The following is a 23,521-nucleotide window of genomic DNA, read 5'->3' on the forward strand; positions in this document are numbered from 1 at the left end:
GAAATTAACGAGGAAAGGAAACGCCATGAGCCAGAGACAGAAGCCGCCGTTTCGGGGCGACATGGTCGGCAGCCTGCTGCGCAGCGCACCGGTCAAGGACGCCCGCGCCAAGCTCGCGGCCGGTGAGATCAGCCAGGCCGAATTGACCGCGATCGAGGACGAGGAGATCAAAAAGCTCGTCCGCAAGCAGGAGGAGGTCGGCCTGCAGGCGGTGACCGACGGCGAGTTCCGCCGCGCCTTCTGGCATTTCGACTTCCTCGACGGCCTCTCCGGCGTCACCAGCTTCGAGACCGATTCAGGCATCCAGTTCAAGGGTGTCACCACCAAAGGGCATGCGGTCCGCGTCACCGGCAAGCTCGATTTCCCGGACGACCACCCGCATCTCGCCCATTTCAAGTTCCTGGCTTCGACGACCAGCCGGGTGCCGAAGATGACGATCCCGAGCCCGTCCATGCTGCATTATCGCGGCGGACGGAAGGCGATCGACCCCAGCGCCTATCTCAGGGTCGAGGACTATTATGCGGATCTCGGCAAGGCCTATGCCAAGGCGATCAAGGCCTTCTACGATGCTGGCTGCCGCTATCTCCAGCTCGACGACACCAGCCTGTCCTATTTCTGCGATCCCGAGCAGCGCAAGATGCTGGCCGAGCGCGGCGACGATCCCGAGCAGCTGATCTTCATCTATCGCGACGTGCTCAACGCAGCGCTGAAGGCCAAGCCGGCCGACATGCAGATCACCACCCATACCTGCCGCGGCAATTTCAAGTCGACTTTCATTGCGTCTGGCGGCTACGAGCCGGTCGCCGAGATGGTCTTCAACGAGATCAATGTCGACGGCTACTTCATGGAGTGGGACGATGACCGCTCCGGCGGCTTCGAGCCGCTGCGCTTCCTGCCCAAGGGCGACAAGCAGGTCGTGCTCGGGCTGGTGACCTCGAAGTTCGGCGAGATCGAGAGCAAGGACAACCTCAAGCGCCGGATCGAGGAAGCCGCCAAGTTCGCGCCGCTGGAGCAGCTCTGCCTGTCCCCGCAATGCGGTTTCGCCTCGACCGAGGAGGGCAATGTCCTCGCCGAGGAAGAGCAGTGGGCCAAGCTCTCGCGCATCCTCGAGGTTGCCAAAGAGGTTTGGGGATGAGCGGGGAGCCCTGCTTCGACATCGCCCATCTCGGCCATGTCGAACTCTTCACCGACAAGCCGCAGGAGAGCCTCGACTTCTTCGTCAATATCTTCGGCCTGACGGAGAGCGGGCGCGAGGGCGACAGCGTCTATCTGCGCGCATGGGACGATTACGAGTTCCACACGCTGAAGCTGACCGCGGCGAAGACGACCGGCGTCGGCCATATCGGCTATCGCGCCACGAGCGAGGCGGGGCTCTTGCGGCGCGTCGCGGCGATCGAGGCGATGGGCTGCGGCATCGGCTGGACCGAGGGCGACCTCGGCCATGGCCGGGCCTATCGCTTCCGCGACCCGGACGACCATGTCTTCGAGATCTATTTCGAGACCAACAAATATGCCGCTCCCGAAAAGGAGCGGCCTGCCCTGAAGAACCAGGCGCAGCGCAACCATGGCCGTGGCTGCGCCGTGCGCCGGCTCGACCATCTCAACCTCCTGGCGCAGGACGTGGCGGCGATCCGCGATTTTCTGCCGAAGGCGCTGGGCAGCCGCGTCACCGAGCAGATCGTGCTCGATTCCGGCGAGGTCGGCGGCTGCTGGTTCACCGTCAACAACAAGAGCTACGACATCGCCTATACCCGCGACCACACGCCGGCGCGCGGGCGCTTCCACCACGTCACCTACGCCGTCGACCAGCGCGAGCACATCCTGGAGGCGGCCGATCTCTTCCTCGAGAACGGCGTCTTCATCGAGACCGGACCGCACAAGCACGCGGTGCAGCAGACCTTCTTTCTCTATGTCTACGAACCAGCCGGAAATCGCGTCGAGATCGCCAATGCCGGCGCCCGCCTGATCCTCGATCCGGACTGGCAGACGGTGACCTGGACGGAAGAGGAGCGGAAGAAGGGCCAGGCCTGGGGGCTGAAGACGATCGAGAGTTTTCACACCCATGGGACGCCGCCGACGGTGAAGGGGTAGAGCGCCTTTCGATCAGATGGGTCGCTGGAACCGTCATTGCGAGGAGCGTAGCGACGAAGCAATCCAGGGGGACGTCGAGCGCTGCCGCTCCTGGATTGCTTCGCTACGCTCGCAATGACGGCCAGCTGATTGCCCTCAAACCACTTCCGAGACGATCTTGGCGATCAGCGCATTCGACAGGATGACCGGGAGGCCGGCTGCGGCCGCCTCCTGACGGTGGCGCTCGACGAAGCCCATGCAGTCCATCAGCAGGACACTGGCGCCACGCTCGGCGAGCGCTTCGGCGGCCTCCGCAACGGACAGTCCATTGCCGCTATAAGGCGAGGCGGCGGCATAGATCGGTGGACGGGCGAGCGGCGCCCATTTCCCGGCTTCGGAGGAGATCTGTTCGGCGAGCGGCACGATGATGCCGAGCTGCTCATCCTGGACCAGCGCCGCGACCGTCGGAGGCAGGATGCGGTCCGGCTCGATCAGCCGCGCACGCTTGGTGGCGAGGCTCGCGAAATGCCCGGTGCAGAGCATCAGGATCGTGCTGCAGCCGGCCGCTTCGAGCGCGGCGAGCTTGGTTTGCGCTGCGCGCTCGGTGCGCTGGCGGTCGATCACGACTGAGGTGCCATCGAGCAGCTTGGTGATCAGGAGGGCGCCGCCGGCCTCGGGTGCGAAATCCCGGGCGATCTCCTCGCGCGACAGCCCGTCGAGCACGCCCGCATGCAGCCGCGGCAGCTCTAAGCGCAGCACTGTATCGAGGATCGGCGTGATGTCGGCGCGCGGCGCCTGGCCGATGGTGAGGGTGCCGAGTTTGCCCATGGGCCTTTCCTTCCGCAAACGGTGAGGTCCGGGCCGTTGCCAGCCCGGACCTCCGGTGTTCAGCGCTTGAAAAAATTCTTCGAGACGGAGTCGAAGAAGGAGAAGATCGCGTCGCCGGCAATGACACCTGCGGCGAAGACCTCCATGTCGCCTTCGCCGTTCGTGCCGCGCAGCTTCTCCCAGACCAGCCTGCAGAGGATGCCGGCCAGCACGGCCCAACCCGCCATCGGGAAGGCGATCAACAGGCCGGTGGCGAAGAGCACGCCGATCTGCCGCTTGGGTCCGCCGACGAATTGCAGGATCGCGCCGGGGATCGCCCAGAGGAAGAGTTGCCAGGCGACGCCGGGCGCGACGCCGGCCTTGATCGTCGCGGCATAGACCTTGTTGACGGGTGCGACGAGGTTCTGGTCGAAGAAGGACTGGTAGGAGACCAGCACGACCGCGCCGGCGATGACGAAGGCAAACATCGCGGCGAAGAGCTGCTGGCGGCGGCCCTCGCGCTCGAAGGCGGGATCGGCGCCGTTGCCGCGCAGCAGGTAGCCAGCCTTGAGATCGTAGCCCATGTCGGCGAAGGCAGGACCGGTCGCGGCCGAGAAGCCGACGAGCAGCGCCAGTGCCGGCATCGGGAAGCCGATGAGCATGCCGATGATCAAGGTGATTAGCGCGACAGCGAAGGCGGGGAACCAGCCAGAATGCATCGCGGCGAGGCCGACGATCAATTCATGCACATAGGCCGCGAAGGCGGCATAGAGCACGAACAGGATCAGCATGCCGATCGACATGTCGCTCATCAGTCCGCCGACCAGCGCGATGAAGATGGCGATGACGAGATAACCGATCGTGCCGAGCCCGAGCGCGCGCTTCACCTCCGCATCGGTGGTGCCCGATGCAGCCTCGGCCTGCTTCTGCGCCTCGCTGCGGCGGAAGAGCAGCAGGCCGACCTGCAGCAGCGCGACCAGGCCGGCGCCGATCATGAAGCCATGCGGGATATACGCCGCCATCAGGTCGCCCTTCGGGATGATGGTCTCGAAGAGCGGGCCGCCGAAGATCTGGCTGGAATAGCCGCGCAGCAACAGGCCGATGCCGAACATCGTCAGCGCCCAGATGTTGCCGATGAAGGCGACGCCGAAGGCTGACATCGGAATGCCGGAGACGGCGGCCGAGCCGGCGAAGCCGATCCAGGCCAGCGGCACCTTGACGAAGCCTACGAGGATGGCGGTGACGAAGCCGACGCCCATCAGCACCGCCTTGCGGCCGCCCTCGTCGCCGGCCTTGATCGCTTCGGCGGCGGCGACGCCCGGAGGCCAGGCTCCGGTCGCCGGGAAGACACGGGAATCGAACATCCGGTAGAGCAGGTAGCCATCGAGCAGCATGGCGAAGAAGGCGCCTGCCAGCATCGGCAGCACCAGGTCCGGCCGGCCGAGCAGCCAGGGGATGCCGACCGGCAGCAAGAGGCTGTTCGCCGCGCCGAAGGTGGCCGAGGAGATCGCGCTCTGGGCCAGGTTCTGGACATGGATCGAGCGGTAGCGCGCGAACATGGCGAGCGGCACACGCGCCAGCGCCATGGCGGCAAGCGCCCCGATCAGCGAGGTGTTGGCGGTGATGCCGAGCGACACCAGCAACTGCATCCCGATGATCGCGCCGAAGACGCAGAGGATCGCGATCAGCGCCAGCGTCGCCGGCTCGAACAGGCTGGGGTGCCGCCGAGGCACTCCGTCATTTTGCGTCGTCATGCCTCAATCCCCTTATTGGCCCCAGCGGGCGTCTTTCGCTTGATCAGTCAGGCAACAAGGATGCCGGTCTTGGCCTCGCCGACATCCTGGGAAGCATGGGCGGCATGCACGCCGTAGTCGCGTCTGGCCGCTTCCGGCGAGACGAGGCCGAGCGCGATGTCGCGGGCGATCGCCTCGCGCGGGCGCTCGGAGGCCGGGCCGTAGCCGGCGCCGCCGGCGAGCACGAGCTCGACGATCTCGTGCGGCTGCTTGACCTGGACGAGCTCGCCGGTGCCGACGTCCTTCAGCACATGGCCCTGCTCGTCGATGACCCGGCCTGAGGCGCCGCCGCCGGCCTTGCCCTCGAACAGGCCCGGGATCGGGTTGTTAACCCCTTCCGGATAGAGCGAGACCAGCGTCGGCAGGCCGTCATCGGAGAGCTTGCGCAGGCGCACACGCTGGCCGAGGCCGCCGCGCTGGCGGCCAGCACCGCCGGAATCGGTCAGATAGGTCTTCTCGACCACCAGCACCGGCACGCGCGATTCGAAGGTCTCGATCGAGGTGTTGGCCGCTGAGGTTGGGTAGAGCAGGCCCGACTTGCCGTCGCCATGGGCCGAGCCGCCCTGGCCGCCGCCGACGAAGAGCATGTCGGAATAGGTGTCGCCGGCCTGGTCTCGGCCATAGACGCTGGCCGCGACGGGCAGGCCGGTGAAAGCCTGCACCTGTTTCGGCGCCGCCCGCGACAAGGCGCGGAAGATGTTCGGCGCGAGATACCAGCCGGTGCGGGTGCGCAGGTTGACCGCCAGCGGCTTGTCGCAGTTCAGGATCGAGCCCTTGGGCGCATCTATGGAGAAGGCGCGGTAGCAGCCGGCATTGCCGCGCACACCCGGAGTGAGCATGCATTTCAGCGGGTAGGTGGCGTGCGCCATCGTGTAGTTGAGCGTGCAGTTCAGCCCGCCCTGCGGCAGCTGCGGCGGCGCGCCGGCAAAGTCGAGATGGATCGTGTCGCCCTTGACCGTCAGCGCCAGCGGATAGGTCATCGGCGTGCCGAGCGGATTGTTCGAGACGGTGCCGTGATAGACGCCGTCCGGCAGCGCGCGGATCGCCTCGCGCATCGCCTTCTCGGAGCGGCTCTGCACGACATGGGCCAGCGCCCGCAAATCCTGCATGCCGTAATCGGTCAGGAAGGAGGCCAGCCGCTCGGCGCCGATCGCATTCGCCGCCACGAAGGAGTGCAGGTCGCCGAGCACCTGCTCGGAGTTGCGGACGTTCTCGGCGAGCAGGCGGACCAGCGTCTCGTTGATCTTGCCGGCCTCGTAGAGCTTCATCGGCGGGATCTGGAAGCCTTCCTCGTAGATCTCGCGGGCCCGCAACGAATCCTTGGTGCCGCCGATGTCGGAGACGTGGCCGACGGTGCCCATCAGGCCGACGACGCGGTTGCCGAGGAAGACCGGGGTAACGATGGCGATGTCGAAGAGATGGCCGGCGCAGAGCCAGGGATCGTTGGTGATCAGGACGTCGCCGGGCTTCAGCGTCTCGGCCGGATAGCGCTCCAGCAGCGCCTTCACCGCGCGCGGCAGCGTCAGATTGAAGACCGGCATGGCACGGGGCGAGTGCGCCAGCGTCTCGCCTTCCGGATCGAGCAGTTCGCAAGCGAAGTCCTGCGCCTCCGAGATCACCAGCGAGAAGGCGGTGCGGCAGACGGTCAGCCACATCTCCTCGACGACGTTGATCATCCGGCTCCACATGATCTCCAATGAGATCGGATCGGCCTCGATGCGCCGCGCGGCCTCCGCCAGCGGCATGTCGGCGGTGATGGTGGTTTCGACCGCGTTGGCCTGGCCGACATGGATGATCAGGTTCAGGACATCGTCGATCACGACGCTGTCGCCGGGCGGGACGATCGTGGTCGCCTCGCGCTCCTCTATGATCGCCGGGCCGCTGATCGTGTCGCCCGAACGCAGGGCGTAGCGGTCGTAGACCTCGGCCTCGCTCCAGCCGCCCTCGAACCAGGCGCGGCGGCTGCCCTTGAGCTTGACCGTGGTGTCGCCGCCACCGGCCGCGCCGGAGAGCGAGAGCGTCGGCACCGGGCCGGCGCAGCGGACGCGGAAGTTGATCGCCTCCAGCCGGGCGCCCTCATAGACCGAGGTGTAGCGGGCCGAATAGGTCTTGCTGAAGGCGGCACGGATCGCTTCCAGGCTGGACGCGTCGATCGCGCCTGACGGCAGCGGCACCGAAATGTCGTGCATCTGGCCGACCAAGCGCATATCGGCCGAGCGCTCGACCGTGACGTCGCCAGGCTTCACCCCGGCCTCGATCAGGTGTTTGCGGCCCTCTTCCTCGAGCTCGGTCAGCACGCGGTTGACGGCGGCAGCGTCGAAGCCCTCGGAGAACTCGACCGGCAGCGAGCGCACCTGATCGAAAGAGAGCGGCGCGGCGAGGAAGCCGAGCGCCGAGGCTGCGCCCGAGGCCGGCGGGATGATGACCCGCTTGACGCCGAGCACGCGGGCGACGTCGACGGCGTGCGCCGGGCCGGCGCCGCCGAAGCCAACCATGGCGTAATGGCGGGGATCCTTGCCCTTCTCGACGAGATGGACGCGGGCGGCGGCGCCCATGCTCTCGACCACGACCTTGTGGATGCCCCAGGCCGCTTCCTCGATGGAGAGGCCGAGCGGCTCGGCGACAGTGGCGACGGCCTTGCGCGCCGCGTCCAGGTCGAGCGCCATGCGCCCGCCGAGGAAGAAGCCGGGGTCATAGTAGCCGAGCACGAGATTGGCGTCGGTAACGGTCGGCTTCTTGCCACCCATGCCGTAGCAGGCCGGGCCGGGATCGGAGCCGGCCGAATGCGGGCCGACCTTGAGCAGGCCGACCTCGTCGATCGCCGCGATCGAGCCGCCGCCGGCGCCGATCTCGATCATGTCGATCACCGGCGCCTTGATCGGCAGGCCGGAGCCCTTGGCGAAGCGGTTGACGCGGCCGGCCTCCAGCATCGGCGCGATCTCGGCGCGGCCGTCCTCGATCATGCAGGCCTTGGCGGTGGTGCCGCCCATGTCGAAGGAGATGACGTCCTTGTGGCCGGCAAGCTCGCCGAACAGCGCAGTGGCGAGGCCGCCGCCGGCCGGGCCGCTTTCGAGCAGGCGGATCGGGAAGGTGCGGGCCGTCTCGGGCGAGACCAGGCCGCCGGCCGAATGCATCAAGCGCAGCGCGCCACGGAAGGAGCGGGCGGAGAGCTCGCGCTCCAGCCGTTCGAGATAGCGCCGCATCAGCGGCTGGACATAGGCGTTGGCGGCGGTGGTGACGAAGCGCTGGTACTCCCAGATCTCGGCGACGACCTCGCTCGACAGGGAGACGGTGAGCTCCGGGCAGGCCTCGCGGACGATGCGGCCGGCTTCCTGCTCATGCGCCGGGTTGCGGTAGCTGTTGAGGAAGCAGATCGCGATCGCCTCGCAGCCGGCGGCGGCAAGCTCGCGGGCCGCCTTGCGCACGGCCTCGGCATCGAGCGCGGTCACGACCTTGCCATCGCGGTCCATGCGCTCGGGCACTTCGAGGCGGTGTTCGCGCGAGACCAGCGGATCGGGGAAGGTCAGGAACAGGTCGTAGATGTCGTAGCGCTGCTCGGTCCCCATTTCGAGGATGTCGCGGAAGCCCCTGGTGGTGATCAGGCCGAGCTTGGAGCCCTTGCGCTCGATCACGGCGTTGGTGACCAAAGTCGTGCCATGGACGATGTCGCCGACATCGGCGAGCGTGATCCCAGCCATCTCGACGAGTTCGCCAAGGCCGATCAGCGCCGCCTCGGACGGGTCGTGCGGGGTCGTCAGGCGCTTGTGCAGGAGGACGGAGCGCTCCTCACCGTCATAGAGGATGAAATCGGTGAAGGTGCCGCCGATGTCGAAGCCGATGCGCCAGCGATTGCTCATGGAGCAGTCTCCGAAAGTGAGAGTTTCAAGGGAAAGAAGCGCTTGTCCTGGGTCAGGGCCGCGATCTCGGCGGCGGCTTCGGCCAGGGAGTTGATGATGGCGAGACGCTCGCCGGGTTCGACCATCGCGGCCGGGAAGGAGATGCAGAGCGCGACCTCGTCGCCGGTGGCGGGATCGCCGACGCCGACCGAGATGGCGTGGACGCCGCGCACCGCCTCGTCATGGGATTCGGCGAAGCCGGCGCTGCGGACCTCGGCCAGCCGCGCCAGCAACTCGTCGATATCGCGGGGGGCGGTCTGCGACGGGGCGGTGAATCCGTCCTTGTAGAGCGCACGGACGTCCTCGTCGGACAGCCTTGCGAGGAGGGCACGGCCGGTGCTGGAGGCGAAGGCCGGAATGCGGTCGCCGATCGAGGTGACGACCCGCAGAGCGTGTCGGCCGGGATGGGCGGTGACGGCGATGATCTCGGTGCCGCGGCGGACACTGACATACGCGGTGTGGCCGATCACGTTGGAAGCGCACCCGACCACGGCGTCGGCGCGGTCGATCAGCGAGGCGGCGAAGCGATAGAGCTGGCCGACCTGGGCGAGCAGCAGTGCCGGGCGATAGCGCTTGCTGTCGCCGACCGTTTCCAGAAGCCCCTCGTCGCGCATCGCTCGCAGCAGGCGCGAGGCGTTGCTCTTGGGCATGCCCAACAGAGTGACGAGGTCGGTCACGGTCACGTCGTGACGCGTGCTGGAGAAGCAACGAAGCACGTCTGCGGCTGCCGTCAGGATGGACATCCGGTCGCTTCCAAAGAAAGTTCCATTAAATGGAACTTAAGTTGCAATAAAGGGAACAGTACGCTGAAGCGACGATGAGTCAAGACGTTTTGTGTCGCGGGGGTGTCTGGTCCGGTTCGAATCGTTCGTAGCGATGATGTCGGACGGGCAGGCCGCGAGCGGCGCGGGCGCTTTCAAATGATCAATTCGAGCCTAAACACAGTGTCATTTCGGGTCTCTCTTCGGTCGCCCGGGACGATGCACCCCGTCTCGCAAGGCGCGAAGCTCCAAAAAATGGAGACCCCTCCAAAAGGCGAGAGCTGCAGCCCGGATTGCAGCCCTCTTCAGCTCGATTTTTCAATGACTTGGCGTGTGGCACGGGGGTTGCTGAGGCGACACGCGGACTGGCTGGAGCACAGCGGGCATGAACTGGCAGGCAATCGTCGATTTCGACGGGACCATCTCACGCGAAGATACGACCGACCGAGTGCTGCAACGTTTCGCGGAACCAGGCTGGGAAGAGATCGAAGCGGATTGGGTCGCCGGGACGATCGGCTCGCGCGAATGCATGGAACGCCAGGTCGCGCTGCTGCGCGCCTCGCCCGACGTGTTCGACACCTTCGTGTCCTCGCTCGCGATCGATTGGGGCTTTGCCGCCTTCGTGCGGCTGTGCCAGCGCGCCGGGATTCCGGTCACGGTCGTCTCCGACGGGCTCGACCGTACCATCCATGCGCTGCTCGGTCGTGCCGGCCTGAGCGGCCTTGCCATCGTCGCCAATCATATCGAACCGCTGCCGGGCGATCGCTGGCGGCTGACCTCGCCGCATGCCGACCCCTCCGGCGGCTGCGCGAGCGGCACCTGCAAATGCCGCGTCGCCAGCAGCCTGAGCCGGCCGCTGACCCTTCTGGTCGGCGATGGCCGCTCCGATTTCTGCGTGGCCGGCCAGGCCGACCTCGTCTTCGCCAAGAATGGGTTGATCGCGCATTGCCGCGACAACGGCATCGGCCACCGCCCGTTCAAGACCTTCTCGGAGGCCGTCAGCCTCCTCGAAATCCTGCTGTCGGACACCACGACCGAACCGGCAGCCCCTGCACGCAAGGACATGATCAATGGATGACGGCTTCACCCTGCTCGACCGCGCCGAGCCGGTCGACACCTCCGCTGCGCCGGCTGCGCTGACGCTCGCCGAGGAAGAGGCCCGCCTGCTCGCGCTCGAGGCCGAGTACTGCTCGCATGGCGACACCGTCCACTACACGCAGTTCCCGAAGATCTTTTCGGGTTGCGAGGGCTCGTTCATGCTCGATGCGGCAGGCAATCGCTTTCTCGACCTGCAGATGTGGTACTCGGCCGTCAATTTCGGCTACGCCAATCCCCGCCTGAACAATGCGCTGAAGCGCCAGATCGACACGCTGCCGCAGGTGGCGAGCCAGTATCTCCATCGCGAGAAGATCGAGCTCGCGGCGATGATCGCTAGGGATGCGCAGCGCAAATTCGGCGCCAGGGGCCGCGTCCACTTCAATGTCGGCGGCGCCCAGGCGGTCGAGGATTCGCTCAAGCTCGTGCGCAACGCCAAGAACGGCAAGAGCCTGATGTTCGCCTTCGAGGGCGGCTATCACGGCCGCACGCTCGGCGCCTCGGCGATCACCTCGTCCTATCGCTATCGCCGCCGCTTCGGCCATTTCGGCGAGCGCGCGCATTTCATCCCGTTCCCCTATCATTTCCGCGGCCCCAAGGGGATGAGCAAGGAGGAGTACGGGCATCACTGCGTGCAGCAGTTCGCCCGGCTGTTCGAGAGCGAGTACAACGGCGTCTGGGATCCGAAGGTTCGCGAGGCCGAATACGCCGCCTTCTATGTCGAGCCGCTGCAGGGCACGGGCGGCTACGTCATCCCGCCGCCGAACTTCTTCATCGAGCTCAAGAAGGTGCTCGACCAGCATGGCATCCTGCTCGTCGTCGACGAAATCCAGATGGGCTTCTTCCGGACGGGCAAGCTCTGGTCGATCGAGCATTTCGGCGTGCAGCCGGACGTGATCGTCTTCGGCAAGGCGGTGACCAATGGTTTGAACCCGCTCTCCGGCATCTGGGCCAAGGAAGAGCTGATCAATCCGACCGTGTTCCCGCCGGGCTCGACCCATTCGACCTTCAACGCCAACCCGCTCGGCACCGCCGTCGGGCTCGAGGCGATGAAGATGATGGAGGAAGAAGACTACGAGACCATGGTCATGGCCAAGGGCGCGTATTTCCTCGAAGGCCTGAAGGGGCTGGAGCGCCGCCACAGAATCGTCGGCGAGGTCGACGGGCTCGGCATGGCGCTGCGCATCGAGATCTGCGAGCCGCATGACAGCTTCACCCCGTCGAAGCGGCTGGTCGATCTGATGTGCGACGAGGGCATGAAGGCCGACCTCGAAGCCGGCGGCAAACGCTATGGCCTCGTGCTCGACATCGGCGGCTACTACAAGAACGTCATCACCCTCGCGCCGGCATTGACCATGAGCTATGCCGAAATCGACCTCGCGATCGAGCTGCTCGACCAGCTCTTCGCCCGGGTCGCCAGCGCCTGAGCCGCGGAGACGGGCCGGTGCGTCTGCGTGTGATCGATCTCGATGGCAGCGTGGCGGCGCAGGAGCCGCTGCGCCGGCAAATCGACGCCGGCACCGCCGCGCGTATCGATGCCGCCGACCTCGCCGGCGCGCTGCGCATCGTCGCGGGCCGCCGGGCGAAGGCGGAACTGCTCCAGCGGCTCGGCCGGCGCGACGACGAAGGGCAGGGCGTGCCCGTTTTCTTCTACGGCTCGGGCGATTTCCATCACGTCACCTCGGCTCTGCTGAGCCGGGTCGAGGAGCCGGTCACGGTCGTGCATTTCGACAACCATCCCGACTGGGTCAGCTTTCCTGCGACGGTGAATTGCGGCGCCTGGGTCAACCGGGCGCTGGAGTTGCCTGAGGTGCGCAAGGTCGTGACGATCGGCCCGTGCAGCGATGATCTCGTGCGCCCGGAATGGCGGTTCGCCAACCTCCGGGCCGTGGCCGAGGGGCGGATCGCGCTCTACCCGTGGCGGCACGCGCCCTCGCGGGTCTGGGGTCGCTATGGCGACGCCGAGAGCTTCCGCCAGAAGGGCGGGCATCTGCACTGGCGCAATCTTGCGGAGGTGGATTGGTCCGACTTCCTCGACGAGCTGATCACTGCGATTCCGACGACCGCCGTCTGGCTGACGATCGACAAGGACGTGCTCGGGCCGGGCGATGCCTGCACCAACTGGGACCAGGGCGAATTGCCTCTCCGGCATCTGCTGGCGGCGGTCGAGCGGCTTGCAAGTGAGCGCCGGATCGTCGGTGCCGACGTCTGCGGCGACTGGTCGGAGCCGCGCTTCACCGATCCGTTCCGCGCGACGCTCGCCTATTTCGACCATCCGGCGCGCTTCAGGCCGACGCCCGAGCAACTCGCAGTCAACGCACGCGTCAATGCCAGCCTGATCGACTGCTTCCAGCGAGTGCTGCCATGAGCACCACCATCATCCTCTGGTTCGTAGCGTCGGTCGTTTGCGATGTCGTTGGCCAGCTCTGCTTCAAGATCGGCGCGGACAAGCTGCCGCAAGGCGCCGATTTCCGTGCGACTGCCGTGGCGATGGCGCGCTGCGGCTGGGTCACGGCCGGCCTCGCAACTTACGTCGCCGAGTTCTTCATCTGGTTGCGCATTCTGGCCGAGGTGCCGCTCTCGATCGCCTTTCCGATCGCCAGCGCCAACTTCCTCGCCATTTCCCTGGCCAGCGCCGTCTTCCTCGGCGAGCGCGTCGGCCGGCGGCAATGGCTCGGCTCCTTCCTGATCACCTGCGGCGTCATCGTCGTCGCCCGAACCGCCTGACGGACATGTTCCGATGACCATGCGCGATTTCAACGTCCGCCTCGCCGGGGACCGGACCGGCTTCCTGCTCATCCACGGTCTCGGCGGCACGCCGACCGAATTGCGCTTCGTCGCCCGCGCGCTGCATCGTGCCGGCCACACCGTCCATTGCCCGCAGCTCGCCGGGCATTGCGCCGGGGAGGCCGAGATCCTCGCCACTGGCTGGCGCGACTGGACGGGCAGCGTGTTCGAAGAGCTCGAGCGGATGCGCGGGATCTGCGACACCGTGATCGTCGGCGGGCTTTCCATGGGCGCGGTGCTCGCGCTGCATGTCGCCGCCCAGCGTCCGGACCAGGTCGATGGGCTCGCGCTTTACGCCCCGACCTTCCGCTATGATGGCTGGTCGATCCCTCGCTACGCCTTCCTGCTGAAATGGGTGATCAACACGCCGTTTGGGCGCCGCTACCGCTTCGTCGAGCGCGAGCCCTACGGGCTGAAGGACACGCGCACGCGCGCTCTGGTGGTCTCGTCGCTGGCGAGCGGCGACAGCTCGGAAGCCGGCCTGCTCGGCACGCCCTCGGGCTCGCTGAAAGAGATGTGGGACCTGATCGCCGTCACCCGTCGCGAGCTGGCGCAGGTCAAGTGTCCCGCCCTTCTGGTCCACCCGCGCGAGGACGATATCGCCGACCTGTCGAATGCCTTCGAGATTCAGCGCAAGCTCGGCGGGCTGGTCGATGCGGTGATCCTCGACGACAGCTATCACCTGGTCACCATCGACCAGCAGCATGAGATCGTGATCGAGCGCTCGCTGGCGCTGGCGGACCGGCTCGCCAAGGCCCGTGTCCCGGCGCTGCTGCAGATCGTAGCGGCGGAATGAGCATGGTCCAGGCCCGCATCCTGGCTGATATCGCGGATATCGCTTCCACCGCCTGGAACGCTTGCCTGCCGGGCGAGGCCGAGTGTCATGCCTATTACAGCGCCTGCGATGCGGTTGCGGCAGAGACCGGCATCGGGCTGCGGATGGCAGCGGCCTGCGCCGAGGACGGCGGCGAGGTCGTCGCGGTGGCACCGTTCTTCCGGCTGAACTACCGGCTCGACACGGCGCTGCAGGGCAAGCTCAGGAGCTTCGGCGACGCGCTGTTCCGCCATGTGCCCGGCCTCGTCACCCTGAAGCTGCTTTGCGTCGGCTCGCCCTATGCCGAGCGCTGCCATCTCGGCTTTTCGCCTAAGCTCGATGCGGCCGGGCGTGCGGCCGCCTTTCAGGTGCTCGCCACCGCGCTGGAGCGGCAGGCGGCGGAAGAAGGCGCTCATCTCGTGGTCTGGAAGGACCTGGCGCCGGCGGAGGACGACGGCTTCGGCGAGACTTTGAAACAGGCCGGCTTCGCGCGGCTCGGCAGCCTGCCGGTCGCGCTGCTCGACCTGCCCTTCGCCGATGAAGCGACTTATCTTGCCTCGCTTTCGGCGGCGACGCGCAAGGACATCAAGCGCAAGCTCGCCAAGGCCGATGAGGTGCGCATCGCCGTCCATACCGAAATCACCGGGCTGGAGCGCGAGATCGGTGATCTCTACGAGGCGACACGGGCGCAGAGCGGGCTCGATTATGGCGAGCTCGAAGTGCTGCCGCCGGGCTATTTCGGCGCGGTCTCGCGAGCACTCGGCGAGCGTGCGGTGTTCGTGCTCTACTGGATCGGCGAGGAGCTCGCCGCCTTCAACCTGCTGCTGGTCGAGCCCGACCGCGTGATCGATAAGTTCCTGGGCATGCGCTACCCGCTGGCCCGCGAGCATAATCTCTATGCTGTGAGCTGGATGGCGAATGTCCGCTTCTGCCTCGAGCGCGGCATCCCCAGGCTCCAGAGCGGCCAGACGGCTTACGCCTCGAAGCTGCGCTTCGGCAGCCGGCTGGTGCCCTCGACCCTGCATGTCCGACACCGGCTCGCGCCGCTGCAATGGGCGCTGCGTTCCTTAAGCCCCTGGCTCGGCTTCGAGCGCTTCGATCCCGATCTCGCGGCGCTCGCCCGAAAGAAGGCCGCATGAGCAGCATCTCGCCCCCGCAGACGACGCCCTGGGTGCGCCAGCTCGCGGTCTGGCTCGTCTTCATCGTGCTCGACACCGGTACGCAGCTCGCCTTCAAATGGGGCGCGGACGGGCTCGGCGACATGGATTTCGGCCTCGCCATGATGGCCAAGGCGGTGTCGCTGCCGGGCGTCTGGCTGGCGACGCTCGGCTATATCGGCACTTTCGTCGTCTGGATGGCGATCCTGCGCGACATGCCGCTCAGCCGCGCCTTCCCGATGACGGGGATGGTCTATGTCACAGTTCCGCTGCTCGCCTGGCTCACCTTCGGCGAGCAGATCGACCTGGTCCGCGCCGGTGGAATCGCATTGATCATTGCAGGCGTGGTCCTGCTGGGGAGTGATGAATGATGCGCGGGATTGGCTCGGCCTTCGTGGTCGTTGCGGCTCTGATAGCGGCGCTGCCGGCCGCTGCCGATCCGATGGGCGACATTGTCGGCCGCTGGCGTGACTCGGACGGTGAGTCTGAAATTGCCATCAGCCGGTGCGGCCCGGCGCTGTGCGGCAAGATCGTCTGGCTGAAAGAGGCACGCTTCGACATGTTCAACCCCGACGAGGGCTTGCGGAAGCGCTCGCTGCTCGGCCTCCAGGTGCTCTCCGGCTTCAAGCCGGCGAAGGGTGGGCTGGAGGGCGAAGGCTACAACCCGGCCGACGGCAAGACCTATCGCACCACGCTCGAACTGACTTCGGCCCAGAGTCTCGTGATACGTGGCTGCGTGCTCGGCGGCCTGATCTGTGACGACGATATCTGGTCGCGGCAGCAATGATTTCGGCCAACGCGGTGCCGCCGGCCAGCGGCCGCAAGTGAGGGGGATTGGGCCCGGCATGTCGATACGGATGACGTCGCTCAGGTTCCGGCTGGTGATCGGCTTCATGCTGGTCAGCGTGCCGGCGATGCTGGCGTCCGCCTATATCGCGGCCCGGCTGATCTCGGACGCCTTCGAGGAGAATGTCGAGCAGTGGCTCGGCGACACCTCGCGTTTTTTCGCGCTGGAGATCGCCGAGTCGACGCAGGAGGCGCAGCGCGTCGCGGGCGTGATCGGGCACCGGCTTGAACAGTCGAGCGATGACCACAAGATGCAGCGCACCGTCGAGCGCGAGTTCGCGGTGCTGAGTTCGGTCGGCTACGACCTGATCGCGATCTATCGTCCAGGCGGCGAGGTCCTGTTCAAGACCCGCGATTTCAGCAGCCTCACCCCCTTGCCGGCAGAGACCAGCCTCGGCCTGTTCCGGATCGAGACGGACGGCAAACGCTGGATCATGGCGGGCGCGGTCCAGGCCGTTCAGATCGGCGGCCAACCGGCCAACCTCCTGGTCGGGACCTGGCTTGACGAAGGCTCCTTCGGCGGCATCAAGGTGGTGACTGCGCTGGAGATCCGCTTCTTCGCGCTCTTCAACGGCAAGCCCGAACTGGTGATGCAGACGCATTCCGACCGCACGGCTACCGTGCCGGAGGACATACGGGCCCGATTGGAGGCCGGAGAGGAGGGGGTCTTCGACTCCGAGGCCGATGGCGGCGCCTACCGCGCCGTCTATTCGGGCCTGCGCGGCATCGACGGCCAGCTCGCGGCGATCAGCTTCATCGGCATGCGCAGCGAGGCGGGCTTCTTCGAGAAACTCGGCCGGGAGAGCCTGTTCCTCGGTATCTTCCTGCTCGGCAGCGCGATCTCGATCGTTGTCGGCATCCTGACCTCCGACCTGCTGGTGCGGCCCCTGCGTGCGCTGACCCATGGCGTGCGGGCGATCGCGGGTGGGGATTTCGGCCAGCGCGTCTCGGAGGGCGGCGGGCGTGAGATCGTCGAGCTCGCCAATGGCTTCAACGGCATGGCCGAACAGCTCGGCAAGCTGCAGGAACTCGAGGCGGAGCTGAGGCGAAAGGATCGGCTGTCGGCGCTCGGCCAGGCGGCGATGGTGATCGCCCATGAGGTGCGCAACCCGCTCGGGATCATCAAGACCTCGACGGAGGTGGTGCGCAACCGCGCCAAGCTTGGCGGCGCCGAGGAGAAGATGCTCGGCTACGTCATCGACGAGGTCCACCGCATCGAGACGCTGGTGCGCGACTTCCTCGACTTCGCCCAGCCGAAGCTGCCGGTGAAGGTCGAGCTCCCCCTACGCGCGGTGATCGACCGGGTCGCGGCGATCGCGGCGCCGGAGTTCTCCCGCCAGAAAATCGAGCTGGCGATCGAGGACCAGAGCGGCGGTGCGACCGTTCTCGGCGATCCCGACCAGTTGCATCAGGCCTGCCTCAACCTCATCCTCAACGCGATCGACGCGATGCCGGAGGGCGGCATGATCCGGGCGAGCGTGCGTGCCAGTGACGAGACGGTCTCGCTGACGATCAGCGATGAGGGTGCAGGCGTGCCGGACGCGATCCGCCCGGAGATCTTCAATCCGTTCTTCACCACCAAGGCCAAGGGCACTGGGCTCGGGCTGGCCAAGGTGCAGAGCGTGGCGGAGGCGCATGGCGGCAGCACGGCTTGCGTCTGCGAGCCGGGGCGGGGCGCCGCCTTCACCATCGCGCTGCAGCGGGCGAAACCGGGAGTGCCGGCATGAGCCATTCCATCCTGGTGGTCGACGACGAGGTGCGGCTCGCCGATGTGCTGGCGGCAGCGCTGGAGGATCTCGGCTATCGCGCCACGGCGGTGCACAGCGCCCGCGCCGCGCTCGCCGAGCTTGAACAGGCGCGCTTCGATCTGGTGCTGACCGACCTCCGGCTGCCGGTGATGGACGGGCGCGCCTTGCTGCGCGAGGTCCGCCGGCGCTGGCCAGAGGTCCCGGTGATCATCATCACCGCCTTCGCGGCAGTGCGCGACGCGGTCGACCTCGTCAAGGAGGGCGCGTTCGACTACATCGCCAAGCCCTTCGAGATCGACGACGTCTCGGCCACGATCAGGCGGGCGCTGCGCCTGGCCGACGTGGTGCGGGACAATGAAAGGCTGCGCAGCGAGCTCGAAGGCCGCTACAGCTTCGATACTCTGGTCGGCAACAGCGCCCCCTTCCGCCGCGTGATCGAGCAGGTCACGGAGGTCTGCGAGACCAAGGCGACCGTGCTGCTCAACGGCGAGAGTGGGACCGGCAAGGAGCTGGTCGCGCGCGCGATCCACTTCAACAGCCCGCGACGCGACAAACCCTTCATCGCGGTCAATTGCGCGGCGATCCCGGAATCCCTGCTGGAGAGCGAGCTTTTCGGCCATGTGAAGGGCGCCTTCACCGGCGCGCTCGCCAACCGTATCGGGCGCTTCGCCGCTGCTGATGGCGGCACGCTCTTCCTCGACGAGATCGGCGACATGCCGCTGCCTATCCAGGCCAAACTCCTGCGGGTGATCCAGGAGCGCAGCTTCGAACCGGTCGGCGCGACCCGGACCCAGACGGTCGACGTGCGGCTGGTCGCCGCGACACACACGGACATGCGCCAGGCCGTCGACCAGGGCAGATTCCGCGAGGATCTGTTCTACCGGCTCAACGTCTTCCCGATCCAGTTGCCGCCCCTGCGCGAGCGGGCCGACGACATCCCGCTGCTCGCCGCGCATTTCCTGGCGGAGCTCGCCGAGGCGATGGGCAAGCGCGCCACCGGCTTCTCGTCGCCGGCCATGGCCGCAATGAGCGCCTATGGCTGGCCCGGAAACATCCGGGAATTGCACAACTGCATCGAGCGGGCCGTGATCGTCGCGAAGGCGCAGACGATCGACGCAGCCGACCTGCCGCAGGACCTGTTCAACAGCAGCAGCCGCCGGAGCGAGCGGGACGGCTTGCCGCGCGATCTCGACGCCGAACTCGAACGGATCGAGCGCGAGTTCATCCTCGAGGCGCTGCGCCGTAGCGACGGCGTTCAGGTGCGCGCTGCGAAATTGCTAGGCATAGCGGAAAGAAGCCTTTGGCACCGCATTAAGAAACTCGGTATTAGGCTGGGCCGCGCGATCGCGGACTGACGACTCACGGGATGCCTTCTCCATGCTTTCTCTCGTACGTCACGAACGCCCAGCCGGCGCCCGGCGCCGGCACGTCGCCGTCCTGGCCGGGCTCGTCGCATTGCTCGCCCTCTCCAACGGGGCGGTGCGGGCGAATGACGATGATGACGACGACGATGACGATCCCAAGCGGGTCCTGACCGATCCGACACCGGCCAAGGGCTGGATCATCACGCTAGGCGGCTCCGTCCAGGTCGGCCCGCGCTATGACGGCGCGAAGTCCTTCGGCCCGTCCTTCATGCCGTCGCTCTCCTGGCGCCGAGTCGGCGAGCCGGCCGGTTTCAGCGCTCCGGACGACAGCTTGGACTACGCCATCTACGATACCGACCGCTTCGATGTCGGCGTCGTCGGCAGCTATAATGGCGGCCGCTATTCAGGCTCGACCTACCGGCTCCGCGGCATGCGCGACGTGCCCTGGGCGGTCGAGGCCGGCCTCTACGCCGAATATTGGGTTCTTCCCGACCGGCTGCGCACCCGCGTCGAGATCCGCCAGGGCTTCAACGGCCATCACGGCGTGGTCGCCGACTTCTCGGCCGATTGGGTCGAGCGGTTCGGCAGCTTCACCTTCGCCGTCGGCCCGCGCTTGTCGCTCGGCAGCGCCTCCTATATGCGCCGGAATTTCGGCGTCCTGCCGGGCGAGGCAGCGCTCAACGGCATGATCACGGCCTACAAGCCCGGCGCGAGTGCCAAGTCGGTCGGCCTCGCCTCGTCGCTGGAATATGCGTGGTCGCCGAGCTTCTCGACCACGCTGTTCGGCCGCTACGACCGGCTGGTCGGCGATGCCGGGAATTCGCCGCTCGTCGACAGGCTGGGGGAGCGCAACCAGTTCACGCTCGGCATCGGCGCGAGCTATTCCTTCCAGGTCGGCGGCTGAAGGCGCTGATTTCACGCGGGTAGCGCTCTGTCATTCCGGGGCAGGCCGACAGGCCTGAGCCCGGAACCCAGAACCGATGTCCCTTCCAAAAAGGCGCGTCGATTGCAGCGCCGGGATGATAACCCGCATCGGTTCTGGGTTCCGGGCTCGACGCTTCGCGTCGCCCCGGAAAGACAGCCTGTTCCCTCCGAAGGAAGCGGCTCCAGGGCGGGCTCAGGGAACCAGGATCACTCCGGAGCTGGCGAAGGAGAGCCAGACCGGCGTGCCCGGCGCCAGCATGTCGTCGACATCGTGGCTGATGACGAAGAGCTCGCCGACCGCGGTCTCGATCATCAGGTCGAGATGGTTGCCGAGATAGGCGCATTTGCTGACCTTGCCGGGCAGGGTGCCCTGGCTCTCATGGCGTTTAACCAGGAGGCTCTGCGGCCGGATCGCTGCCTTGGCCGATCCAGGCTGTAGGCCGCGCGCTGCCAATGAAACGTTCGCCGGACCGATCGCGACAGCAGCCCGCCCGTCGGCGACCGATGTCACGGTGACGCTGACCATGTTGGCATCGCCGATGAAGTCGGCGACGAAGGCGTCGGCCGGCTCCTCATAGAGCTGGCGCGGCGTGCCTTCCTGGGCGATGCGGGAATTCGACATCACGATGATGCGGTCGGAGACGGCGAGCGCCTCCTCCTGGTCATGGGTGACATAGGCGACGGTGAGATTGAGCGTCTGCTGCAGCTCGCGGATCTCCTCGCGCACGCGCCGGCGCAATTTGGCGTCGAGATTGGAGAGCGGCTCGTCGAAGAGCAGCACCTGCGGCTCCAGCACCAGCGCCCGGGCGACGGCGACGCGCTGCTGCTGGCCGCCGGAGAGCTCGGACGGGTAGCGCTTCTCGAAGCCCTTGAGGCCGACCAGGGCCAGCTTCTCCAGCGCCATCTCCTGCGCCTTGGCCTTGGGCAGCCCCTTCACGGTCGGGCCATAGGCGGCGTTGTCGAGCACGTTCATGTGCGGGAAGAGCGCATAGGACTGGAAGACCATGCTGACGTCGCGATCGGCGGCCGACAGCCGGGTCACGTCCTTGCCGCCGATCAGGATCTCGCCTTCGCTGGCGATCTCGAGGCCGGCGATCATCCGCAGCGTCGTGGTCTTGCCGCAGCCGGAGGGGCCGAGCAGCGTCACCAGCTTGCCGGCCTCGATCGAAAAGCTGACGTTGTCGACCGCCGTCACCGCGCCGTAGCGCATGCTGACATTGCGGAATTCGACGGAGGCGGGGCCGGCCTTGGACATGGGAGGCGCTTATCCTTGTTTGATCGGCTCGGCGGCGGAGGAGGCGAGGGCGGGCGTGCCGCGCCGGCCGAGCTTGCGCTCGCCGACGCCGAGCTGGATCAGGCTGATGCCGATCGCCATGACCACGATCAGCACCGAGGAATAGGCGATGGCGAGGCCGAATTCGCCGGCCTCGACCCGGCCGACGATATAGGCGGTGGCGAGGTTGTACTCGGCCGAGACCAGGAAGATCACGGCGCTGACCGTCGTCATGCTGCGCACGAAACTATAAACCAGCGCGGCGACGAGGGCGGGGCGCAGCAGCGGCAGCACCACCCGCCAGAGCGTGGTGAAGCTGCGGGCCGAGAGCGTGGCCGAGGCCTCGTCGAGGCTCCTGTCGATCTGCGACAGCCCGGCAATGCCGGAGCGCACGCCGACCGGCATGTTGCGGAAGACGAAAGCGATAACGAGGATCAGCCCGGTGCCGGTGATCTCGACCGGCGGCACGTTGAAGGCGAGGATATAGGCGACGCCGAGCACGGTGCCGGGAATGGCGAAGCTCAGCATGGTCGCAAATTCGAGCATGCCGCGCCCGGCGAAGCGCTGGCGCGTCAGGAGATAGGCGGTGAGCAGGCCGATGATCGCCGTCAGTGGCGCCGAGATCGCCGCGAGTTTCAGCGTGGTGAAGAAGGACGGCCAGGCCGAGCCGTCGAAATAGAGCCCGCGGCTGAAATCGATCGAGAAGCCGGTGATGTAGTGCTGCAGTGTCGGGGTATGGTCGCGTCCCATCGTCTTCACGAAGCCGCCCATCAGGATGACGACGTAGATCACCGCGGTCAGCGCGACCCACGGGCCAATGACGAGGGCGGAGATCCAGGTGATCCGACGGGGCAGAGGCGTCGGCAGGCCGGAATCGCCCTTGCCGGTGACGGTGGTGTAGGACTTGTCGCCGAGCCAGCGCTGCTGTGCCCAGAAGGCGGCCAGCGTGAAGCCGAGCAGGACGACGGCGAGGACTGCCGCCTGGCCCTGGTTGTGCGCGGCGCCGACCACGGCAAAGAAGATCTTGGTCGAGAGCACTTCGAAATTGCCGCCGAGCACCAGCGGATTGCCGAAATCGGCCATGCTCTCGACGAAGCCGAGCAGGAAGGCGTTGGCAAGGCCAGGGCGCAGCAGCGGCCAGGTCACGGTGCGGAAGGTGGTCCAGCGTTTGGCGCCGAGCGTCTGCGAGGCTTCTTCCAGGCTCGGCGCGATACCCTGGACGACGCCGATCAGCACGAGGAAGGCGATCGGCGCGAAGGCGAGCACCTGGGCGAGCAGCACGCCGGGCAGGCCGTAGATCCAGCGCGAGCGCGGCACGCCGAACCAGTCGAACAGGAATGTCGAGAACAGGCCGGAGCGCCCGAAGAGCAGGATCAGCGCCAGGCCGATGACGAAGGGCGGGGTGATGATCGGCAGCACGGTGAGCAGGCGCATCGCCCGCTTGCCCGGCATGCCGGTGCGCAGGATCAGCAGCGCGCAGGCGAGGCCGAGCAGGGTGGTGATGAGGCCGGTCAGCACCGCCAGGATCAGCGTGTTCCAGGCGACGCCGCAACTGGTGTTGGCGCTGAGGCAACCCAGCCCCCAGATCGTCGGGCTGAAGAAGCGCTCGACGAACTCGCCGAGGACGAGTGCGCCGCTGGAATCGACCAGAGCGCTGCGCAGGATCGTCGAGACCGGCAGGAAGATGAAGAGCGCGATCAGCATGATGACGATGCCGATCGAGGACGTCGTGAACAGGTCGCCACGGCACAGGCCACGATAAGCCAGGCCGTGGCAGAGCAGCAGCAGGAGCGAGACAAGCGTCACCAGCGCGCCGAAGCCCATGCCGGGCTGGGCGGCGCCAGCGCCACCGAGCAGGGCTGCCAGAGCCGGCATGCCCTGGTCCTTGAGCGTGATGGCAAAGCCCTGGGCGAAGAAGACGACGAGGCCGACAAAGCCTATCCAGGCCAGCAGCTTGCCGGTGGCGGCATTCTCCTGCCGGGCGCTGAGCAGGCTGGCGAGGACGAGGGCGATGCCGATCGGCATGAGCCAGGGCGCCGCCCCCGAGAGCACGAGCGCCAGTGCCGTACCGCTCTTGCCGAACGGGTAACCGGCGAGGTTCATCCCCTCGGGCAGATACCAGGGGATGAGCGCATAGCCGAGCCAGCCGGCCAGCAGCACAAGCCTCGTCGCGGAACGCATCGCTT

At 66.9% G+C, this 23,521-nt stretch carries 19 protein-coding genes; 13 read left to right on the plus strand and 6 right to left on the minus strand.

Translation table 11 applies throughout. The features are described 5' to 3' along the window. The first annotated feature begins 25 nt into the window (after window positions 1–25). Together ASE66_RS20780 and ASE66_RS20785 are read left to right on the plus strand one after the other, a co-directional pair. Window positions 26–1,135 (plus strand): 5-methyltetrahydropteroyltriglutamate--homocysteine S-methyltransferase, encoded by a 1,110-nt coding sequence (locus ASE66_RS20780; RefSeq protein WP_057191601.1) that lies wholly within the window; start codon window positions 26–28, stop codon window positions 1,133–1,135. Further along, on the plus strand, window positions 1,132–2,091 hold the full coding sequence (locus ASE66_RS20785; RefSeq protein WP_057191602.1) for a catechol 2,3-dioxygenase: 960 nt from the start codon (window positions 1,132–1,134) through the stop codon (window positions 2,089–2,091). Before ASE66_RS20780 ends, ASE66_RS20785 begins: the two co-directional genes overlap by 4 nt. A 135-nt stretch (window positions 2,092–2,226) precedes the next feature. On the opposite strand, the gene ASE66_RS20790 is transcribed toward ASE66_RS20785, so the two are convergent. Genes ASE66_RS20790 through ASE66_RS20805 form a run of 4 tightly spaced genes read right to left on the minus strand, consistent with a single transcriptional unit; the run spans window position 2,227 to window position 9,309 of the window. After that, a complete protein-coding gene (locus tag ASE66_RS20790) occupies window positions 2,227–2,898 on the minus strand; it encodes an AroM family protein (RefSeq protein ID WP_057191603.1) in 672 nt (223 codons plus the stop codon). 59 nt (window positions 2,899–2,957) lie between these two features. Continuing rightward, complete coding sequence (locus ASE66_RS20795) at window positions 2,958–4,631, minus strand: OPT/YSL family transporter (protein ID WP_057191604.1); 1,674 nt, start codon at window positions 4,629–4,631, stop codon at window positions 2,958–2,960. A gap of 47 nt (window positions 4,632–4,678) precedes the next feature. Then, complete coding sequence (locus tag ASE66_RS20800; RefSeq protein WP_057191605.1) at window positions 4,679–8,527, minus strand: hydantoinase B/oxoprolinase family protein; 3,849 nt, start codon at window positions 8,525–8,527, stop codon at window positions 4,679–4,681. Further along, the gene (locus ASE66_RS20805; protein ID WP_057191606.1) at window positions 8,524–9,309 is read right to left on the minus strand and encodes an IclR family transcriptional regulator; all 786 of its coding nucleotides are present in this window, start codon (window positions 9,307–9,309) and stop codon (window positions 8,524–8,526) included. The genes ASE66_RS20800 and ASE66_RS20805 overlap by 4 nt, the downstream gene beginning before the upstream one ends. Window positions 9,310–9,712: 403 nt before the next feature. On the opposite strand from ASE66_RS20805, the gene ASE66_RS20810 reads away from it, so the two are divergent. From ASE66_RS20810 to ASE66_RS20860, 11 genes are all read left to right on the plus strand, one after another. Further along, a complete protein-coding gene (locus ASE66_RS20810; protein WP_057191607.1) occupies window positions 9,713–10,405 on the plus strand; it encodes an MtnX-like HAD-IB family phosphatase in 693 nt (230 codons plus the stop codon). After that, window positions 10,398–11,849 carry an aspartate aminotransferase family protein gene (locus tag ASE66_RS20815; RefSeq protein WP_082613609.1) on the plus strand — a complete coding sequence of 484 codons (1,452 nt, stop codon included), beginning with the start codon at window positions 10,398–10,400 and terminating at the stop codon, window positions 11,847–11,849. Before ASE66_RS20810 ends, ASE66_RS20815 begins: the two co-directional genes overlap by 8 nt. Before the next feature lie 17 nt (window positions 11,850–11,866). Continuing rightward, window positions 11,867–12,790 (plus strand): arginase family protein, encoded by a 924-nt coding sequence (locus tag ASE66_RS20820; RefSeq protein ID WP_162262516.1) that lies wholly within the window; start codon window positions 11,867–11,869, stop codon window positions 12,788–12,790. Beyond that, window positions 12,787–13,149 (plus strand): EamA family transporter, encoded by a 363-nt coding sequence (locus ASE66_RS20825; RefSeq protein WP_057191608.1) that lies wholly within the window; start codon window positions 12,787–12,789, stop codon window positions 13,147–13,149. The genes ASE66_RS20820 and ASE66_RS20825 overlap by 4 nt, the downstream gene beginning before the upstream one ends. Window positions 13,150–13,162: 13 nt before the next feature. Continuing rightward, the gene (locus tag ASE66_RS20830; protein WP_057191609.1) at window positions 13,163–14,005 is read left to right on the plus strand and encodes an alpha/beta hydrolase; all 843 of its coding nucleotides are present in this window, start codon (window positions 13,163–13,165) and stop codon (window positions 14,003–14,005) included. A 2-nt stretch (window positions 14,006–14,007) separates the two neighbouring features. Continuing rightward, entirely contained in the window at window positions 14,008–15,162 is a 1,155-nt protein-coding gene (locus tag ASE66_RS20835; protein WP_057191610.1) for a GNAT family N-acetyltransferase, read from the plus strand. Next, entirely contained in the window at window positions 15,159–15,551 is a 393-nt protein-coding gene (locus tag ASE66_RS20840; RefSeq protein ID WP_057191611.1) for an EamA family transporter, read from the plus strand. Before ASE66_RS20835 ends, ASE66_RS20840 begins: the two co-directional genes overlap by 4 nt. Further along, window positions 15,548–15,967 (plus strand): DUF2147 domain-containing protein, encoded by a 420-nt coding sequence (locus ASE66_RS20845; RefSeq protein ID WP_057191612.1) that lies wholly within the window; start codon window positions 15,548–15,550, stop codon window positions 15,965–15,967. Before ASE66_RS20840 ends, ASE66_RS20845 begins: the two co-directional genes overlap by 4 nt. 70 nt (window positions 15,968–16,037) lie before the next feature. Further along, window positions 16,038–17,753, plus strand: a complete 1,716-nt coding sequence (locus ASE66_RS20850; protein ID WP_057191613.1) for a sensor histidine kinase — start codon at window positions 16,038–16,040, stop codon at window positions 17,751–17,753. Beyond that, window positions 17,750–19,129, plus strand: a complete 1,380-nt coding sequence (locus tag ASE66_RS20855) for a sigma-54-dependent transcriptional regulator (RefSeq protein ID WP_057191614.1) — start codon at window positions 17,750–17,752, stop codon at window positions 19,127–19,129. Before ASE66_RS20850 ends, ASE66_RS20855 begins: the two co-directional genes overlap by 4 nt. Window positions 19,130–19,151: 22 nt before the next feature. Next, window positions 19,152–20,042 (plus strand): MipA/OmpV family protein, encoded by an 891-nt coding sequence (locus tag ASE66_RS20860; protein ID WP_057191615.1) that lies wholly within the window; start codon window positions 19,152–19,154, stop codon window positions 20,040–20,042. A gap of 213 nt (window positions 20,043–20,255) precedes the next feature. Here the strand turns inward: ASE66_RS20860 and ASE66_RS20865 are convergent, their stop codons facing one another. Beyond that, entirely contained in the window at window positions 20,256–21,317 is a 1,062-nt protein-coding gene (locus ASE66_RS20865) for an ABC transporter ATP-binding protein (RefSeq protein ID WP_057191616.1), read from the minus strand. Between the two features lie 9 nt (window positions 21,318–21,326). Further along, complete coding sequence (locus ASE66_RS20870; protein WP_057191617.1) at window positions 21,327–23,516, minus strand: ABC transporter permease; 2,190 nt, start codon at window positions 23,514–23,516, stop codon at window positions 21,327–21,329. Window positions 23,517–23,521 lie beyond the last annotated feature (5 nt).

The sequence above is a fragment of the Allobosea sp. Root483D1 genome, assembly GCF_001429505.1.
Taxonomy (GTDB): domain Bacteria; phylum Pseudomonadota; class Alphaproteobacteria; order Rhizobiales; family Beijerinckiaceae; genus Allobosea.

Bases quoted from the DNA above. Each gene is read 5' to 3' on its own strand.
- ASE66_RS20780 (WP_057191601.1), top strand. From the start codon at position 26: ATGAGCCAGAGACAGAAGCCGCCGTTTCGGGGCGACATGGTCGGCAGC.
- ASE66_RS20785 (WP_057191602.1), top strand. From the start codon at position 1,132: ATGAGCGGGGAGCCCTGCTTCGACATCGCCCATCTCGGCCATGTCGAA.
- ASE66_RS20790 (WP_057191603.1), bottom strand. From the start codon at position 2,898: ATGGGCAAACTCGGCACCCTCACCATCGGCCAGGCGCCGCGCGCCGAC.
- ASE66_RS20795 (WP_057191604.1), bottom strand. From the start codon at position 4,631: ATGACGACGCAAAATGACGGAGTGCCTCGGCGGCACCCCAGCCTGTTC.
- ASE66_RS20800 (WP_057191605.1), bottom strand. From the start codon at position 8,527: ATGAGCAATCGCTGGCGCATCGGCTTCGACATCGGCGGCACCTTCACC.
- ASE66_RS20805 (WP_057191606.1), bottom strand. From the start codon at position 9,309: ATGTCCATCCTGACGGCAGCCGCAGACGTGCTTCGTTGCTTCTCCAGC.
- ASE66_RS20810 (WP_057191607.1), top strand. From the start codon at position 9,713: ATGAACTGGCAGGCAATCGTCGATTTCGACGGGACCATCTCACGCGAA.
- ASE66_RS20815 (WP_082613609.1), top strand. From the start codon at position 10,398: ATGGATGACGGCTTCACCCTGCTCGACCGCGCCGAGCCGGTCGACACC.
- ASE66_RS20825 (WP_057191608.1), top strand. From the start codon at position 12,787: ATGAGCACCACCATCATCCTCTGGTTCGTAGCGTCGGTCGTTTGCGAT.
- ASE66_RS20830 (WP_057191609.1), top strand. From the start codon at position 13,163: ATGACCATGCGCGATTTCAACGTCCGCCTCGCCGGGGACCGGACCGGC.
- ASE66_RS20835 (WP_057191610.1), top strand. From the start codon at position 14,008: ATGGTCCAGGCCCGCATCCTGGCTGATATCGCGGATATCGCTTCCACC.
- ASE66_RS20840 (WP_057191611.1), top strand. From the start codon at position 15,159: ATGAGCAGCATCTCGCCCCCGCAGACGACGCCCTGGGTGCGCCAGCTC.
- ASE66_RS20845 (WP_057191612.1), top strand. From the start codon at position 15,548: ATGATGCGCGGGATTGGCTCGGCCTTCGTGGTCGTTGCGGCTCTGATA.
- ASE66_RS20850 (WP_057191613.1), top strand. From the start codon at position 16,038: ATGACGTCGCTCAGGTTCCGGCTGGTGATCGGCTTCATGCTGGTCAGC.
- ASE66_RS20855 (WP_057191614.1), top strand. From the start codon at position 17,750: ATGAGCCATTCCATCCTGGTGGTCGACGACGAGGTGCGGCTCGCCGAT.
- ASE66_RS20860 (WP_057191615.1), top strand. From the start codon at position 19,152: ATGCTTTCTCTCGTACGTCACGAACGCCCAGCCGGCGCCCGGCGCCGG.
- ASE66_RS20865 (WP_057191616.1), bottom strand. From the start codon at position 21,317: ATGTCCAAGGCCGGCCCCGCCTCCGTCGAATTCCGCAATGTCAGCATG.
- ASE66_RS20870 (WP_057191617.1), bottom strand. From the start codon at position 23,516: ATGCGTTCCGCGACGAGGCTTGTGCTGCTGGCCGGCTGGCTCGGCTAT.